Source organism: Neoakkermansia glycaniphila, from assembly GCF_900097105.1.
In the GTDB taxonomy this organism is placed as follows: Bacteria; Verrucomicrobiota; Verrucomicrobiia; order Verrucomicrobiales; family Akkermansiaceae; genus Akkermansia; species Akkermansia glycaniphila.
In genome coordinates this window covers 1,056,336-1,072,329 of sequence record NZ_LT629973.1, presented here as the reverse complement: position 1 = coordinate 1,072,329, position 15,994 = coordinate 1,056,336, and the positions used below count along the sequence as shown (strand labels likewise).

Here is a 15,994-nt window from a genome sequence, read left to right as displayed (position 1 = left end):
AAGAAATAATCATATCATGGCCCGTCGCAAACGCGTCTACAAGAAGATTGAACGTCGTGACTCCCGTTACGATTCCGTTCTCGTCGGTAAGCTGATCGGCAAGGTGATGTACAGCGGCAAGCGCTCCCTCGCGGAACGCATTGTCTATGCTGCCATCGACCTCGCCAACGAAGGCACCGACACGATCGACCCTCTCGAAATCCTCACACGTGCTATCGAAAACGCGAAGCCCCGTGTTGAAGTGAAGAGCCGCCGCGTCGGTGGCGCTACCTACCAAGTTCCCTTGGAAGTGGCTCCCGACCGTTCCGAAGCTCTTGCCATGCGCTGGATTATCGGTTATGCCCGCGGTCGCAAGGGTGTGCCGATGCACAAAGCTCTTGCCAACGAAATCAAGGAAGCTGCCAATAATCAGGGCTCTTCCGTTCGCAAGCGCGACGACGTGCACAAGATGGCTCAGGCCAACCGCGCATTCGCTCACTTCCGCTGGTGATCCCGGTGGAGGTTTTTCCGTGACTGACCTCAGAAATACAAGATTCTTTTGACTCAATATGGCTACTAACGTTAGCAATCCCAATCGCAAGGCTCCGCTCGAGCGCTACCGTAATATCGGTATCTCCGCTCACATCGATGCGGGCAAGACCACGCTTTCCGAGCGTATCCTTTTCTACACAGGCATGATCCACAGGATCGGCGAAGTGCATGACGGCGCTGCGACGACCGACTGGATGGAACAGGAGCAGGAACGTGGCATCACCATTACTTCCGCTGCCGTGACGACAAACTGGAAGCAGGTTCCCACTGAAGGAGTCTACAAGATTTTCGAAGGTCAGAATTTCCAGGTGAACGTGATCGACACCCCCGGCCACGTTGACTTCACGGCCGAAGTGGAACGTTCCCTCCGCGTGCTTGACGGCGCTATCGTGGTGTTCTGCGGTGTGGCCGGCGTGCAGCCCCAGACGGAAACCGTGTGGCGCCAGGCCACCAAGTACAGCGTTCCCCGCATGTGCTTCGTGAATAAGATGGACCGTACCGGCGCCAACTTCGACAACGTGATGAACGATATCCTCACCAAGCTCGGCGCCAATGCGGCTCCGGTGCTGATTCCCATCGGTGCGGAAGACGCTCTTTGCGGCCAGATCGACGTGGTGAACCAGAAGGCCATCATGTACTCCGACTCCGACCGTCTCGGTTCCACCTACGAAATCGTCGAGATTCCCGCCGAGCTCAAGGAGAAGGCTGCCAACGCCTATCACGACCTCGTGAGCCGCGTGGCCGATGTCGACGACGAGCTGGGCGAATTGTTCCTCATGGAAGAACCGATCTCCCCTGAAATTCTCAAGAAGGCCATCCGTCGTGCGACGATCGCCAACAAGTTCATCCCGGTTGCCGGCGGTTCCGCTTTCAAGAACAAGGGCGTTCAGGCTCTTCTTGATGCGGTGATCGACTATCTTCCCTCCCCGGTTGAAACCGTTCCCGCCCACGTTGTCAGCACGCTGGACGAAACCGTTTCCGAAGACATCATCGCCAGCGACGACGCGAAGCCGATGGCTCTCGTCTTCAAGCTCTGGGCCGACAAGTTCGTGGGCAAGCTCGTCTTCATCCGCGTGTATGCCGGTGTCATCAAGAAGGGTGATACGATTTACAATCCCCGTACCCGCAAGACGGAACGTGTGGGACGCCTTATCCAAATTCAGGCCAACGTCCACACGGACGTGGACGCCGTGTACTCCGGCGACATCGCCGCTATCGTCGGTCTCCGCAATATCACGACGGGTGACACAATCACGGCAGACGACAACGATTTCACGCTCGAACCTCCGACCTTCCCGGAACCGGTTATCGCCATGGCCGTGGAACCCAAGACCAAGGCCGACCAGGAAAAGATGTCCAATGCTCTCGGACGCCTTTCCGAAGAAGACCCGACCTTCCAGGTGAAGACGGATGAAGAAACCGGCCAGACCATTATTTCCGGTATGGGTGAGCTTCACCTCGAAATCATCATCGACCGTCTCATGCGCGAGTTCAAGGTGGAAGCCAACGTCGGCAAGCCCCAGATCGCCTACCGCGAAACGATCACTGCCCCCGCCCACGGCGACGGCAAGCTCGTCAAGCAGTCCGGTGGTCGCGGTCAGTACGGTCACGTCGTCATCGACGTGCAGCCGAACGAACGCGGCAAGGGCCTGACGATCGAGAACAAGATTGTCGGCGGTGCGATTCCGAAGGAATACATGAACGCCGTCTATTCCGGTCTCAACGAAGCCATGACGACGGGTGTCATCGCCGGTTATCCGGTGGTGGACGTGAACGTCCAGGTGGTCGACGGTTCGTACCACGAAGTTGACTCCAACGAAAACGCATTCAAGATGGCTGCCATCTTCGCCATGAAGGATGCCTTCAAGAAGGCCAAGCCGATCATGCTCGAACCGATCATGTCCGTCGAAGTCTCCACGCCGACCGATTATCAGGGCGACGTCATGGGCGACCTCAACCGCCGCCGCGGTCAAATCAGCAACATGGAAACCAAGGCCAACGACTGCATCCTCAAGGCTAATGTCGCCCTTGCCGAAATGTTCGGTTATTCCACCGCTGTCCGTACCCTCTCCAGTGGCCGTGCCTCCTACTCCATGGAGCCCTCCCACTTCGAACAGGTGCCCCAGAACCTTGTCGATGAAATCGTCAAGGAACGCGGAGGCAAGTAAAACCTTATTTATCAAGAAAATCAAAGTACCGCACGTTCATGCAAAGTCCTAAAATCCGCATCCGTCTCCGCGCGTTTGACTCCCGCGCCATCGATCGCTCCGCTCTGGAGATTGTTGAGACCGCCAAGCGCACCGGAGCCAAAGTTGCCGGCCCGATTCCTTTGCCGACTCGCATCGAGAAGTTCTCTGTGAACCGCTCGGTCCATGTTAACAAGAAGTCCGCCGAACAATTCGAAATCCGCACGCACAAGCGCCTGCTCGACATCGTCGACCCGACCGCCCGTACCGTGGACGAGCTGAAGAAGCTCAACCTCCCGGCTGGCGTGGACATCACGATCAAGATCTAGTCCCGGCCCAGTTCGCATTATTAACACCATTCCTATCATCTTTTAAAATGGCTCTTGGACTCATTGGTAAAAAGGTTGGCATGACCCGCGTTTTCAATCAGGAAACCGGCTCCATGATCCCCGTCACCGTCATTGATGTCGCCGGCAACACGTTTGCCCAGGTGAAGACTGCAGACAAGGACGGCTACAACGCCGTACAGGTCGCGTTCGACGCCCAGAAGGAAAGCAGGCTCTCCAAGCCTGTTGCCGGACATCTCAAGAAGCTGGGCATCGCCCCGGTTAAACTTCTCAAGGAATTCCGCGTTGAAGCGTCCGAGCTTCCCGCCGAAGGCGCAACTCATCCGGGTCTCGGCCTGTTGGAAGACGGCGCCTGGGTGGACGTGATCGGCACGTCGAAAGGCAAGGGCTTCCAGGGCGCAATGCGCCGCCACAACTTCCACGGCTCCCCCGCCGCGCACGGTTCCATGATGCATCGTCGTACGGGTTCCGTCGGCGCTTGCGCCACGCCGAGCCGCGTTTGGAAAGGCCAGAAAATGCCCGGTCACATGGGCAATGAAAACACGACCGTTCAGAATCTTCGCGTCGTGCAGGTTCGCAACGACGACAACGTGATCCTCGTATCCGGCCCCGTTCCGGGCGCCCGAGGTTCCTACGTGGTGATCCGTCCTGCGAAGAAGAAGCAAGGCAAATAAGAACGAACTTAGGAAAACCTATCTATGTCCGCAAAGAACTTTACATTAGAAGCAGCCGCTGCCGCCAACATCAAGACGGTTGGTAGCGACAAGGGTTCGCAGGCCGTACACGACCTCGTGGTCGCCTACCAGGCCAACCGCCGCACAGGTTCCGCCAACACGAAGACGCGTGGCGAAGTGAGCGGTAACAACAAGAAGATCTTCCGCCAGAAGGGTACGGGTAATGCCCGTCATGGCGACAAGCGCGCTCCCATCATGGTGGGCGGCGGCGTGGTCTTCGGTCCCCGCCCCTGCGACTACACCAAGAAAGTGAACAAGACGACCCGCCGCCTGGCTCTTCGCCGCGTGCTCGGCGATATCATCGCCGGTGACAAGGTCGTGACGGTTCCCGCTTTCGCCGTGGAAGACGGCAAGACCAAGAGCTTCATCGCCGCAGTCTCCGCTCTCACCGACAGCAAGAAAGTGCTCGTCGTCGCCGAATCCTTCGACGAAAAGACGAAGCTCGCAGGCCGTAACGTGCAGGAAGTCCTCCTGATGACGGCTGCCGAAGTGAACGTCGAACAGCTTCTCCATGCCGGGAAGGTGATTCTCGTGGAAACCTCTTTTGAAACTCTCGCCAGCCGCACGGCCTAAGAACATGAAAGACATTTACCAAATCATCAAGAAGGTGCGCATCAGCGAAAAGGCTACGGTGCTGCACGAAACGACAGGCGAAATCGTCTTTGAAGTTGAGCGGGACGCCAACAAGATCGAAATCAAGCAAGCCATTGAACGTGCATTCGACAAGAAGGTCGTTTCCGTTCGCACGGCCAACTACGACGGCAAGGAACGCCGCCGCCGCCGCTCCGATGCAGGCCGCGCCCCGCATTGGAAGAAGGCCTACGTGCGTCTTGCCGACGGTCAGTCCCTCGACCTCGTCTAAGTAGAACCCCTAATACAGTAAGCTATCATGTCCCTTAAGTCATTCAAGCCTACCACTCCGGCCAATCGCTACAAGGTGCTGCCGTCCTTCGACGAGATCACGAAGTCCACTCCCGAAAAGAGCCTTCTCGCTCCCCTGCGCAAGTCCGGCGGCCGCAACAATAACGGCCGTATCACGACCCGCCACATTGGCGGCGGTCACAAGCGCCATTACCGCCTCGTGGATTTCCTTCGCGGCAAGCGCAATGTGCCTGCTACGGTTCTCGCCGTGGAATACGATCCGAACCGCACCTGCCGCATCGCCCTGATCCAGTATAAGGACGGCGAAAAGTCCTACATCCTTGCTCCCGTCGGCCTTGCTGTCGGCGCTACGGTGGAAAGCGGCGAAAAGGTTGCTCCCAAGGTCGGTAATGCGATGCCTCTGAAGAGCGTGCCCCTCGGTACGGCTGTGCACAACATCGAAATCCGCCCGGGTTCCGGTGGCAAGATTGCCCGTTCCGCCGGCCAGCAGGCCATTCTTTCCAACCGTGAAGGCGGCTTCGCTCTTGTGAAGATGCCCTCCGGCGAAATCCGCAAGTTCAATGAAAACTGCTTCTGCACGGTCGGCCAGGTCGGCAATACGCAGCACATGAACGAAACTTCCGGCAAGGCTGGACGTACGCGCTGGCTCGGCATCCGCCCGACTGTCCGCGGTATGTGTATGAACCCGGTCGATCACCCCAACGGTGGTGGTGAAGGCAAATCCAAGTCCGGTGGTGGCCGCCAGCACCTTTCCTCCCCGTGGGGTCATGTGAAGGGCCAGAAGACCCGCCGCCTCCGCAAGCCGAGCGACGCCTTCATCGTGCAGCGCCGCAAGTCCAAGTAATTTAACGTAACCAAATCAAACCAGAGTACATATCATGGGACGTTCCCTCAAAAAAGGACCCTTTGTGAGCCAAAAGCTCCTGGCGAAGATCGATGTTCAGATCGAAACGGGTGACCGCAAGCCGATCAAGACATGGAGCCGCGCCTCGATGGTGACCCCCGACTTCGTCGGTCTCACCTTCCTCGTACACAACGGCAAATCTTTTGCCACCGTGTACGTTACGGAAAACATGGTCGGCCACAAGCTTGGTGAATTCGCTCCGACGCGCACCTTCAAGCAGCACGGCGGTATCGGCAAGAAGTAATCCGGACCACATAACAAGACTCTATCATGCTCTCCTCATCCTCCAGACTCTGCTCATACGCTTCTGCGGCTCTTGCTGCGGTGGTGCTGGGAGCAGGCTTTGTCCAGGGGGATGAGAGCAGGGCTGATCTGTTGCGCAAGATCGAGCGTCTCGAAAAACAGAATACGACGCTCAAAACCTCCTACATCCAGGCACGGCAGGATGCTGACCGTGCCGAAGGCAAACTCCAGGAAATCCGCAAGCGCCTTGAAGCGCTCGGAGGTTCCGCCCTCGGCGACAGCGAGCAGCGTCTCATCGACGCCATGGGCAATCTGGAAGCTGCCAACGAGGAACTGGATATTCTCAAGAAAGCCTCCGTCAAACTCTCCAGCGCCGTGATCGCCTACATGAGCCAGGCGCTGACGGACGATCCCGCAGCGCGCTCCGCTGTGGAATCCGCCCTGAGGGAAACGGATGTGGCGCTGGGTTTCCGCCAGTCGCCGGCTCGCGATTTCGCGGGTACCCTCGACAATGCTTCCGTGTTGAGCATCGATTCCGATTCCGGTCTCGTGGTGGTCAATGTGGGGCGTGAAGGAGGGTTGAGAGTCGGTATGCCGGTGGAGATTTCCCGCGGCGACCAGATCCTCGCCAATACGATCGTGACGGACGTCCGCAAGGAAGTCGCCGGGGTGCTTATCCTGAAGCTTCTGAATCCGGCTCTCATGGTTGCCGTTGGAGACCGCGCAACGGTCAAAACAAACGAATAATACTCTTTAACATTAAAACAAGCAAAAACATGGAAGTGAAAGCTGTTTACAAATACGCGCGAATCTCTGCGAAGAAGATGCGCGACGTAGCACGCGCCGTCCAGGGCATGACCGTCTCCCAGGCGACGGACACCCTGAGTTACACCCCGAAGAAGGGTGCCTACCTGCTCAACAAGGCTCTCAAGTCTGCTGTTGCCAACGCCGAGAACAATAAGGAACTCGCCGCCGACAGCCTCTTCGTGAAGTCTGTCATGGTGGATGAAGGCCCGACTCAACGCCGCACGATGCCTCGTGCCCGTGGGTCTGCCAATATGATCCGCAAGCGCACCTCGCACATTACTGTCGTCCTGGCCTCCAAGGAAGCCTAATCAACGTCTCACCTACAAGAATCAAGAATCATGGGTCATAAAGTAAATCCTATCGGCTTCCGCCTCGCCGTCAGCAAAGACTGGGCTTCGAAGTGGTATGCCACGGGCAAAGACTACGCCACCAAGCTTCATGAAGACCTTCAGATGCGCCAGTGCATCAAGGAACGCCTGAAGACCGCCGCCGTCTCCAACATCGTGATCGAGCGTGCATGGAACAGCGTCCGTATTACGGTTCACACCGCCCGTCCGGGTCTGGTGATCGGCCGCAAGGGCGAGCTCATCGAACAGATGACGGAAGATCTCAAGAAGATCTGCGGCGCAGCTACGCAGGTGAAGATCGACATCGTTGAAATCCGCCAGCCGGAACTCGACGCACAGCTTATCGCAGAAAACGTCGCAACGCAGCTCGAACGCCGCGTTTCCTTCCGCCGCGCCATGAAGCGCGCCGTGCAGGTGGCCATGGATTTCGGTGCCGAAGGTATCCGTATCCGTTGTGCCGGCCGTCTCGGCGGTGCCGACATCGCCCGTGCCGAATGGTACCGCGAAGGCAAAGTGCCGTTGCAGACTCTCCGCGTGCCGATCAACTACGGTTTTGCCGAAGCTCGCACTCTTTATGGTATCATCGGTATCAAGTGCTGGGTGAACAAGCGTCCCGAAGTGGCGAATGCCGCTCCTTCCGGTCGTCCGAACAATCGCGACAACCGCGGACCCCGCGGACCCCGTCGTGAGCGCGAACCCCGCAATAATGCCTGATCAATTTATTAACAAATAAATACTAGGAGGAATATACTATGCCTTTAATGCCAAAACGCGTCAAGCATCGCAAGATGCACCGCGGCAGCCGTTCCGGCAATGCCACCAGCGGTACGTCCGTTGCTTTCGGTGACTTCGGTCTTCAATCCCTCGACCGCGGCTGGGTAACCAACAACCAGATTGAAGCCTGCCGTATCGCCATCAACCGTTACCTTCGCCGTAAAGGGAAGGTTTTCATCCGCATCTTCCCGCAGAAGTCCTTCACGCAGCGTCCGCCGGATACCCGTATGGGTAAGGGTAAGGGTGCCGTGGAAGGCTGGGTGGCTGTCGTTCGCCCCGGGAACATCATGTTTGAAGTTGCCGGTGTGACGGAATCCCAGGCTCGCGAAGCTCTTCGCCTCGCCTCCAACAAGCTTGGTATCTCCACACGTTTCGTCTATCGCCAAGGCGTCGCCGCCATGGCCTAATTGCAACCGCCATTCAGAATCATGCCTAAGAAGAAAGCCAAAGACTTCCGCGGGATGTCGGCCAATGAGCTCTCCGCCCATATCCGCAGCCTTCGCGAAGAATACTTCAACCTCCGCATTCAGCAGGCCACCGGCCAGCTTGAAAATAATCAACGCCTTCGTATCGTCCGCAAGGAACTTGCTTGCGCCCTCACCGTCCAAGGTGAAGCCGCTGCTCAATAAGAACCAAGGAATCAACCAAAATGAGCGAAAATACTACTACAAAGCCCCAAGGCCTTCGTAAGACTCGCGTTGGTGTCGTGACCTCCACCAAGATGGACAAGACCATCGTTGTGGAATACGTGGCTCGCGTCCCCCATCCGAAGTTCAAGAAGATTGTCAAGAAGAGCAAGAAATTCTACGCACACGACGAGAATGATACTGCCAAAGTCGGCGATAAGGTCCGCATCGTGGAAACTCGTCCCCTCTCCCGCCTCAAGCGCTGGGAGCTGGTGGAAGTGATTAACCACTAATCTGATTATCAAATAGAAAGGTTATTGTAACATGCTCCAGATGGAATCCCTCGTCCAGGTCGCCGATAATACGGGCGCCCGTTCCGCCAAGATGATTGGCGTGATCGGCAAGCGTACGCGTCAGGCGCACATTGGCGATATCATTACCTGCCACATCCGTGAATCGATCCCCACTGCTGCCGTGAAGAAGGGCAGCGTGGTGAAGGCCGTCGTCGTTCGTACGGCTGCTCCGATCCGCCGCGATGACGGCTCCGTCCTCCGTTTCGATGGCAACGCCGTTGTCATCATCGACAAGGACAACAATCCGCGCGGCACCCGTATCTTCGGACCGGTGGCCCGTGAACTCCGCGAAAAGCAATTCATGAAGATCGTTTCTCTGGCACCCGAGGTGCTGTAAGAGAAGGTCCGATTGACTGATTCACTTCCAGAAGGCAGGAGTCTCTTCAAGAGGCTCCTGCTTTTGTTGTGTATGCGGTCAGGGGTGGCGGCCCGTGCCAGGTGTTCGTGGCTGTATAGAGGAGGCGGGAGGCTGGTATGGGTGGTTTTACGTTTCCGCCGGGTATCCGGCATCGTGCAGATGGACGGCGACGGGGAGCCAGATGACGGGTTCTCCTTGATTTTGGATGAGTTCGGCGTATGTTTCCACTTCTTCGTAAGGATTGTCGATCAAGCCCCATGTGTTGAGCCGGAGAGGGTGGATTGCCGCGATGTCCTGTTCGAGTCCGTTGCACAGGTAGGTGTGGAAGCTGCCGATGTCCCAGCCGAGGATGTCGTTGCCGAGGTGGCGTCCTCCGTCGAGTTTTTGAGTACAGAGAGTTTTGGTGATGTGGTTGGCGGGACCGTGCGGGGAGAGTTTGTCCCGGTAGGGGGCGGTCAGAGAGATGGAGATGAGGTGGATGTCGTTTCTTTGGGTAAAGTATGTTTGTCGGATGTGCTGTGCATCCGCGCGGCGTTCGAAGCGGGAATCGCTGTCGATTTCCATGGTGCTCAGGTGCTGCGACAGGGAGGCAAGAGCTTCGTCAGAGAGGCCGGTTTTCTGCTGGTAGGGTTCTTTCTTCGTTTCCCAGCCGTTCCAGTAGCACGCGATGAGGTCGGGATGCAGGCGGCAGAAGCAGTGGCTGGCTGTGAGCAGGCGACCGGGGGCCTGTGGGTGGTAGTCTGGCAGGTGTCCGCATTCGGCAAGGTAGTAGCCGATGGTGTAGTAGGCGGGTTGCGATGAGTGCAGGGGAGGAGCAGGCATGAGGGGATGTGTCTGTTTGATGGTAGGTTGGCAGGGCCGGGTTGTCAAGATCCGGCTTTCCGGGTGATAGGAGCAGAAAGAAGTGCAACGCGGCAAGGGCTTGCCGGAGTAGGGATGAGATGATTCTGTAACAGTTGAGACGCTTCTGTTGCACGGCTTTGTCTCGCTTTTTGGTGGGGAAGGGGATAGTAATGGTTTTGTCAATTAACCATGTTCAACCTTAACCAATCTATAAAATTATGTCCCTTCATGTTGCTATTTTACCGGAAGCCGAGGCCGAGTTGAAGAAGTCGGCCTGCCGCGACAAGGTGTCCGCCTTGTGTGTGTCCTGCCTTTGCTGTGCGCTGGGCGGAGTGACTTTGTATCTGACAGTGCGGCTGTTTGCCGATGCTCCGGAGATGATGTTTCAGTCCGATTATTGGGAGACCGATGAGGTCGCCGCTCCGTTGAAGCGTCCCGAGATGCTTCGGCCCCGACCGACTGTGGACGATTCTTCTCCGGATTCTGCGTTGAATCTTGTTTTGCCGGATGCTTTGTCGCCCGTTGTGCTTCCGTCTGTGGACGAGCCGACGGAGGATGCTCGACTGGGACTGTCCGTGAATGTAGGTACGGGGCCGGGGCTGGAAGGTATCGGTTTTCATCCGGTGCGTTCGACGGTGATCGGCGATGTGTTTTCGACTACGGAAGAGATTGAGACAGCCTCGGCTTTGGAGGGAACGTTTTACGATTTGAAGCAGACGGTTTCCGGTGCGGAGACGGGGATGTCTCCCGCGCTGTGCAAGAAGACGCTGGGCGAGTTCGTGAATAAGGGGTGGAATGCCGGGGTGCTGGCGAGGTTTTACAAGGCTCCGACGAAGTTGTATGCTTCGTGTTTCTACCTGCCGATTTGCAAGGCGGAGGAGGCTCCGTTTGCCTACGGGGTGCAGGATCGTGTGAAGGCCAGTCAGTGGGTGGCGGTGTACCGCGGGAAGGTGGTTGCTCCGAAGAGCGGGAGGTTCCGTTTTGTCGGGCTGGGAGACGATGCCCTTGCGGTGCGGTTCAACGGGAGGACGGTGTTCGATTACGGCTGGGAGAATTTGTCTTCCGGTCAGATGACGGGCGGAGCGGATAAGCACGCTGTTCGTGCTGCGCTGCGGGATGATCGGGGGAAGCCACGCGAGTTTTTCCGTTATGCGGGCGCCGGGCCGGATTGGAACGGGAATTTGGATGGTTTGTGTTCGGGAGATGTGTTTGCGGTGGAGGCCGGGAAGACGTATCCGGTGGAGGTGTTGGTGTCGGAGATTCCGGGCGGGTATTTCGGGTTCGTGTTGCTGATCGAGGATTTGGACGATGCTCCGAAGGGGCGTGATGCGACGGGTTCCCCGATTTTCCAGTTGTTCCGTACGAATTTTGCTCTTCCTTCGACGGAGGAGTTGTACGAACGAATGAATGTGCCCGGTGACAGGAGGTCGCATGTGCCCTATGATGCCGATAGCTTGATCTGGAGAGCTGTTCCCTGAGTGGTTTGTTGGATGGATCGGCCGCCCCGGGCATGTTGCCCGGGGCGGTTTTTGGTTTGTGCCCAGCCAAGGTGCGGCGGGCGATGAGACGCTGCTGTGATTGTTGTTACAGTTCTGTTACACCTCTTTGTCTCGCTTATTCGGGTTTAGGGATGCATGATTTATCTGTCAACAATATTTGTTATCAACTCCAACACGAATTAATCATATGGCTATTCATATTTCCATTACTCCCGAAGCCGAGGTCGAACTGAAGAGGACAGCGCGCCGCAACAGGATGTCGGCTGTGGCGGTGTCGCTGCTGTGCTGTTTTCTTGGCGGTGTGACGTTGTTTCTGATGGTCAGGCTGTTTGTCGAAAGCGAAGGGCCCGCCAAACGAGATGGTTTCTTCCATACGGAGGATGCGAGGCCCGCCGAGACACCCAAGATGGTCCGGAAGACGGTGTCGCGCGCCAGTATGGCCTCACAGGTGGCTCCTCCGGTGGTGGTTGCCGTGACGGCGGGTTCCGTTCAGATTAATCCCGTGGATATCGTGACGGATCAGATGGATTTCGGGATGTCTCCAGTGTTCGGGACCGGTATTGGGCCGGGGCTGACGCAGTTCGGCGATTCCGGCCCCGGGGATCATCCGCTCGGTACAGAGGATCCAGACGGCGGCGGTTCGGCACTGGAAGGTACGTTTTACGATTTGAAGCAGACGCCTTCCGGTGCGCCGACGGGGATGAGTCCCGGGCTGTGCAAGCAGGTTCTGAGCGAGTTCAATTCGAGCGGCTGGAATAAGAGTATGCTGGCGAAGTACTATCAGGCGCCGACAAAGCTGTATGCTCCCTGTTTTTATATGCCGATTTGCAAGGCGGAGGAGGCCCCCTATGCCTATAAGGTGCAGGATAAGGTGAAGGCGAGTATGTGGGTGGCGATTTACCGCGGGAAGGTGAAGGCTCCCAAGTCCGGCAGGTTCCGTTTTGTGGGGCTGGGGGACGATTCTCTGGCGGTGCGGTTCAATGGGAAGACGGTGTTCGATTACGGCTGGTCGAGCGTAGCGACCGGGAAGATGCTGGGCGGCAATGCGGCGAATCGTGCGGAGTTGAAGGATTCCAAGGGGCAGCCGCGCCAGTTTTTCAGGTATAATGGGGCGGGGAGCGATTGGAATAATAATCTGGATGGTCTCAGTACGGGCGATGTGTTCGAGGTGAAGGAGGGGCAGTCGTATCCGATTGAGATTTTGATTTCGGAGGTGCCGGGCGGTTATTTCGGGTTCGTGCTGCTGATTGAGGATTTGGACGATGCTCCGAAGAAGCGGGATGCAGGCGGTTCACCGATTTTTCAGCTGTTCCGCATGAATTTTGCAGAGCCGAATACGCAGGAGATTTACAAGAATATGCAGGTTCCCGGCGATCGCCGTTCGGATGTGCCGTACGATAAGGATAGTATGATCTGGGAAGCGACGGTGTGATGCGGATCTTTCATGCAATGTTTGGAGATGTGTATGCGTTTGAAGATGAATGCAGGAGGTGGAGAAGCGCGAATCGGTTGCTTCTCCACCCGTTGCAGGATGGATCATGGCTCTGTTTCGTTTGGGATTGACAGTCGCCTGTTTGGCTGCTGTGGGCGGTTTACTCTCGCTGGTCATGAAGGATCCTGCTAAGAAAGAGGAAGCGTCGTTTATTTGGTCGCCATGTCCGAAGGTGGAAAAGCCTGTTCTCCTCAGACGATCAGTCGACAGGCGAGATGAGGAGATGAGGAGATGAGCTATCCGGTGAGGCGGGAGTAGCGGCGATGGGAGTTGGGGAAGTCCATGCTCATGGCGAAGGCGTAGAGGAGGCCGACGGGGAGGGCGAGCCAGTATGTGGCGTTCAGCCAGTCGGGGGCCGGGGCGGGCGTGGTTCCTCCGGGAAGGCTCCAGATGACGAAGGCGGTCAGGATGAAGGCGACGGCGAGCCACTGGTATTCGGTGAGTCCCCATGCGCGGCGCGTTTGGGGTTCTCCCCGGTAGGCTTCTTCGACGAAGCGGGAGAGTCCGGCAAGGGCGAAGTAGAGTCCGGCGATGAGTGCTACGGAGGCGGAGGCTGTCCAGAGCCGGAGGAGGATGGTTCCGATGAGGAGGTTGAAGGCGATGGAGTAGAGTGGCGTAGCGTGGAGGGGGATGCCGGTGTAGGGGCTGAGGGCACAGACGCGTGAGGAGGGGTTGGTGTGGCGGAGTCCGAGGTGGGTATGGCAGGTGTGGACGGGGCGGCCGTGGCAGCAGCCCTGTACGATGCAGCGGATGCGTCCGATGGCCTGTATCCAGGGTGCGGCGGCAGCCATGGCTCCGAAGATGATCCATGGGTCGTTGCCGTTTTCGGGAAGAAGGTGGGAGGTCGTGGCGATGAGGAGGATGCCCGCAATGCCGCCGAGGATGGCGCCATAGTAGCCGAAGGGGCGGAGGAGTTGGGAGGAGCCTTCGATGAGCTGGGCCCAGATGCCTGCTCCGGCGAGTGAGCAGATGGTGACGATGCCGGATGCGAGGAGGTAGGATGGCCCGGCCAGTGCGAGGACGAGGTAGTAGCCTCCGGCGGCGGCGAGGAAGGTGTAGATGGCGTGGTTGATGATGCGGAGGGGGCCGATGCGCCATGCGTGCCACGAGTTGGCGAGGCATTCGGAGAGGCGGATGATGCTGCGAAGGATGGGTGCGCGAAGGAGGACGCCTGCGGTGAGGAGAGCGGCGGCGATGATGTCGATCCATCCGTGCATGCCTGTGGCGACGCAGCTCCAGCAGAGTGCGAGTGTCCACAGGAGCATGAGTAGGCGCGGGAGGTTGCCGGGTGCGGCCCGCCAGAGCGCAGCGAGCATGAGGAAGGCCCAGAGGGCATGGTAGGAGGGGAAGGCGATGCCGCCGTTGAGGTCGACGGAGCGTTCCCATTCGAGTAGTCGGCCACCGGCGGTGGTCGGTTCGAAGGGGAGGAATGGGCAGGAGAGGGGGAAGAGGATGTAGAGGAGGAATGCCAGAGCGCAGGCAAGGATGCCGGAGATGGCGAAGCTTCTCATGAGGGCGTCGGTGTGCTGGAGGAGGATGACGAGGAGGAGGACAGGGTAGATGCTGACGTAGATCCAGCCCGCCTGCTGGATGACGGGGGTTGCCTGTTCTCCGAGGATGCGGCATGAGGGGGCGCCTTCGGTGAGCATCATGTGACCGCCGAGGAAGTAGAGGGCTGTCCAGACGATGGCGGGGAGGAGGAAGGCGCGGAGTCGTTCAAAGGGGGTGTTGTGCCGATGGCCGGGAGGCGGCAGGGATAGCCATGTGGGTGGAGAGCTGGTGCCGAAGCGGCGGATGAGGTCCTGCCGTTCGTATCCCCAGACGATGGCGGCACAGCCGAGGGCGATGAGGGGTGTGAAGATGTAGAGTCCTGCCGCCGAACCGGTGGCAACGGAGGCTCCGGCGGCGAGGATGACGCTGCATGTGTAGATGGGATGCGGTACGAGGCGGTAGATGCCGGTGGCGACGAAGCGGGGCGGCGGGAAGCCGTTCATGGGGAGGCCGCCTCCCCGTATTTTAAGGTTTAGCATGGCGGCGGCCATGCCAGAGAGGGCGAGGGTGGCCATGGCTGTGCCGATGATCGGGTGATGCAGAGGGGGGAGGGTGACGGAGGGTTCGAGGCGGATGCATCCCCAGACGATGAGGAGGGGCAGGAGGATGCAGAAGCAAGCGGCGTAGAATGTTCTGCTGGCGATGAGCCGGTGCAGGAGGGTGCGCTGGGGGCGGGGAGTGTCGGTCATGATGCGGAGGGAGGGGAGAAGCGGACGATTTCGTGGATGCTCAGGCCGGGTTCGGTGCCGGAGGATGTGGTGAGCGTGGCCCGTCCGGCCCATTTGCATTCGTGCAGGTGAAGGATGGAGGGGGGAAGCAGTTTTTTCGCCAGTGCCGGGAAGGTGCGGAGGACGGTGGAGCCGATGGCGCCTTCACGCAGGATGTGGCGGCGGTCGAAGTCAAGCCTGAGGGTGTCTGTGCGGAGGGAGGAGCCGTCGGCTGAGGCATGGAGTCCGGCAGGATGGTGCCGCCATTGCGTGTCCCACAGCAGGGTGACGGGGCTGGGTCCTTCCCAGACGATCCAGATGATGGTGCTGCCTTTGTCTCCGAGGAAGCGGCCCCAGTGGAGGGTGTCGATGGGGAGTTTCCATGGAGGGAGTGTCATGTGGAGGCGTTCGGCATATCCGATGCCTTCGTAGTGGCGGTTTTCGAGGCGGAGGGAGACGCGGCTGCGCGGCTGGAGGCAATGCCAGTCGGTGGTGAGCCCGCGTTCGGTGTGGAGGTGCTGGAGCGGCAGGGAGGGGTGTTCGGGGCGCCAGGTTCCAGCAGCATGCAGGCTGCGGCATTGCCAGAGGATGTTTCCCTGTTCCGTGTTTTCGGGCATGGCGCCGCGGATGAAGGTTTGCCGACGTTTGGATGTGCCGTCAGGCAGGAGTTCCAGCCATGAGGCATGCCGGAATTTGAGGTGTCCGAGGCTCAGCACCGAGGCGTAGCAGACGATAGTCGTTCCGTTGTCGGTTTGGCAATCGAGGTAGGTTTTGGTCAGGGAGAAGGAGGGCATGGGAGGTGGGCTGGAT

The 15,994-nt window shown here is 58.4% G+C and carries 20 protein-coding genes; 17 read left to right on the top strand and 3 right to left on the bottom strand.

The features are described 5' to 3' along the window. The first annotated feature begins 16 nt into the window (after nt 1-16). The 15 genes from rpsG to rplN are packed head-to-tail and all read left to right on the top strand — an operon-like array spanning nt 17 to nt 9,071. Nucleotides 17-490: a 30S ribosomal protein S7 gene (rpsG, locus tag PYTT_RS04460; RefSeq protein WP_067774688.1), complete on the top strand. Its 474-nt coding sequence runs from the start codon at nt 17-19 to the stop codon at nt 488-490. 58 nt (nt 491-548) lie between these two features. Continuing rightward, nucleotides 549-2,699 carry an elongation factor G gene (gene fusA / locus PYTT_RS04455; RefSeq protein WP_067774691.1) on the top strand — a complete coding sequence of 717 codons (2,151 nt, stop codon included), beginning with the start codon at nt 549-551 and terminating at the stop codon, nt 2,697-2,699. 38 nt (nt 2,700-2,737) lie between these two features. Next, nucleotides 2,738-3,046 (top strand): 30S ribosomal protein S10, encoded by a 309-nt coding sequence (gene rpsJ / locus PYTT_RS04450; protein WP_067774695.1) that lies wholly within the window; start codon nt 2,738-2,740, stop codon nt 3,044-3,046. A 47-nt stretch (nt 3,047-3,093) separates the two neighbouring features. Further along, a complete protein-coding gene (gene rplC, locus PYTT_RS04445; RefSeq protein ID WP_067774698.1) occupies nt 3,094-3,738 on the top strand; it encodes a 50S ribosomal protein L3 in 645 nt (214 codons plus the stop codon). A gap of 24 nt (nt 3,739-3,762) precedes the next feature. Further along, complete coding sequence (gene rplD / locus PYTT_RS04440; protein WP_067774701.1) at nt 3,763-4,371, top strand: 50S ribosomal protein L4; 609 nt, start codon at nt 3,763-3,765, stop codon at nt 4,369-4,371. Nucleotides 4,372-4,375: 4 nt separating this feature from the next. Further along, a complete protein-coding gene (gene rplW / locus PYTT_RS04435; RefSeq protein WP_067774704.1) occupies nt 4,376-4,660 on the top strand; it encodes a 50S ribosomal protein L23 in 285 nt (94 codons plus the stop codon). A gap of 27 nt (nt 4,661-4,687) precedes the next feature. Continuing rightward, nucleotides 4,688-5,524, top strand: coding sequence for a 50S ribosomal protein L2 (gene rplB, locus PYTT_RS04430; protein ID WP_067774706.1), 837 nt, complete (start codon nt 4,688-4,690; stop codon nt 5,522-5,524). A gap of 34 nt (nt 5,525-5,558) precedes the next feature. Beyond that, complete coding sequence (gene rpsS / locus PYTT_RS04425; RefSeq protein ID WP_067774709.1) at nt 5,559-5,828, top strand: 30S ribosomal protein S19; 270 nt, start codon at nt 5,559-5,561, stop codon at nt 5,826-5,828. A 26-nt stretch (nt 5,829-5,854) separates the two neighbouring features. Beyond that, on the top strand, nt 5,855-6,574 hold the full coding sequence (locus PYTT_RS04420) for a hypothetical protein (protein ID WP_071133285.1): 720 nt from the start codon (nt 5,855-5,857) through the stop codon (nt 6,572-6,574). Nucleotides 6,575-6,603: 29 nt separating this feature from the next. Then, entirely contained in the window at nt 6,604-6,942 is a 339-nt protein-coding gene (gene rplV, locus PYTT_RS04415; RefSeq protein WP_067774715.1) for a 50S ribosomal protein L22, read from the top strand. Between the two features lie 30 nt (nt 6,943-6,972). Further along, nucleotides 6,973-7,695, top strand: coding sequence for a 30S ribosomal protein S3 (gene rpsC / locus PYTT_RS04410; protein ID WP_067774718.1), 723 nt, complete (start codon nt 6,973-6,975; stop codon nt 7,693-7,695). A 38-nt stretch (nt 7,696-7,733) separates the two neighbouring features. Next, complete coding sequence (rplP, locus tag PYTT_RS04405) at nt 7,734-8,162, top strand: 50S ribosomal protein L16 (protein ID WP_067774721.1); 429 nt, start codon at nt 7,734-7,736, stop codon at nt 8,160-8,162. A 21-nt stretch (nt 8,163-8,183) separates the two neighbouring features. Then, nucleotides 8,184-8,384 (top strand): 50S ribosomal protein L29, encoded by a 201-nt coding sequence (gene rpmC, locus PYTT_RS04400; protein ID WP_067774724.1) that lies wholly within the window; start codon nt 8,184-8,186, stop codon nt 8,382-8,384. A gap of 20 nt (nt 8,385-8,404) precedes the next feature. Beyond that, entirely contained in the window at nt 8,405-8,674 is a 270-nt protein-coding gene (gene rpsQ, locus PYTT_RS04395) for a 30S ribosomal protein S17 (protein ID WP_067774727.1), read from the top strand. Nucleotides 8,675-8,705: 31 nt separating this feature from the next. Next, the gene (gene rplN / locus PYTT_RS04390) at nt 8,706-9,071 is read left to right on the top strand and encodes a 50S ribosomal protein L14 (RefSeq protein WP_067774731.1); all 366 of its coding nucleotides are present in this window, start codon (nt 8,706-8,708) and stop codon (nt 9,069-9,071) included. A 147-nt stretch (nt 9,072-9,218) separates the two neighbouring features. On the opposite strand, the gene PYTT_RS04385 is transcribed toward rplN, so the two are convergent. After that, on the bottom strand, nt 9,219-9,914 hold the full coding sequence (locus tag PYTT_RS04385) for a hypothetical protein (protein WP_067774734.1): 696 nt from the start codon (nt 9,912-9,914) through the stop codon (nt 9,219-9,221). A gap of 239 nt (nt 9,915-10,153) precedes the next feature. On the opposite strand from PYTT_RS04385, the gene PYTT_RS04380 reads away from it, so the two are divergent. Continuing rightward, entirely contained in the window at nt 10,154-11,413 is a 1,260-nt protein-coding gene (locus tag PYTT_RS04380; protein WP_067774737.1) for a hypothetical protein, read from the top strand. Between the two features lie 208 nt (nt 11,414-11,621). Next, nucleotides 11,622-12,866, top strand: a complete 1,245-nt coding sequence (locus PYTT_RS04375) for a PA14 domain-containing protein (protein ID WP_067774740.1) — start codon at nt 11,622-11,624, stop codon at nt 12,864-12,866. Nucleotides 12,867-13,162: 296 nt separating this feature from the next. Here the strand turns inward: PYTT_RS04375 and PYTT_RS04365 are convergent, their stop codons facing one another. Both PYTT_RS04365 and PYTT_RS13290 read right to left on the bottom strand, forming a co-directional pair. Beyond that, nucleotides 13,163-15,166, bottom strand: a complete 2,004-nt coding sequence (locus tag PYTT_RS04365) for a prolipoprotein diacylglyceryl transferase family protein (RefSeq protein WP_067774746.1) — start codon at nt 15,164-15,166, stop codon at nt 13,163-13,165. Then, nucleotides 15,163-15,978: a hypothetical protein gene (locus PYTT_RS13290; RefSeq protein ID WP_067774749.1), complete on the bottom strand. Its 816-nt coding sequence runs from the start codon at nt 15,976-15,978 to the stop codon at nt 15,163-15,165. The genes PYTT_RS04365 and PYTT_RS13290 overlap by 4 nt, the downstream gene beginning before the upstream one ends. Nucleotides 15,979-15,994: the final 16 nt, after the last annotated feature.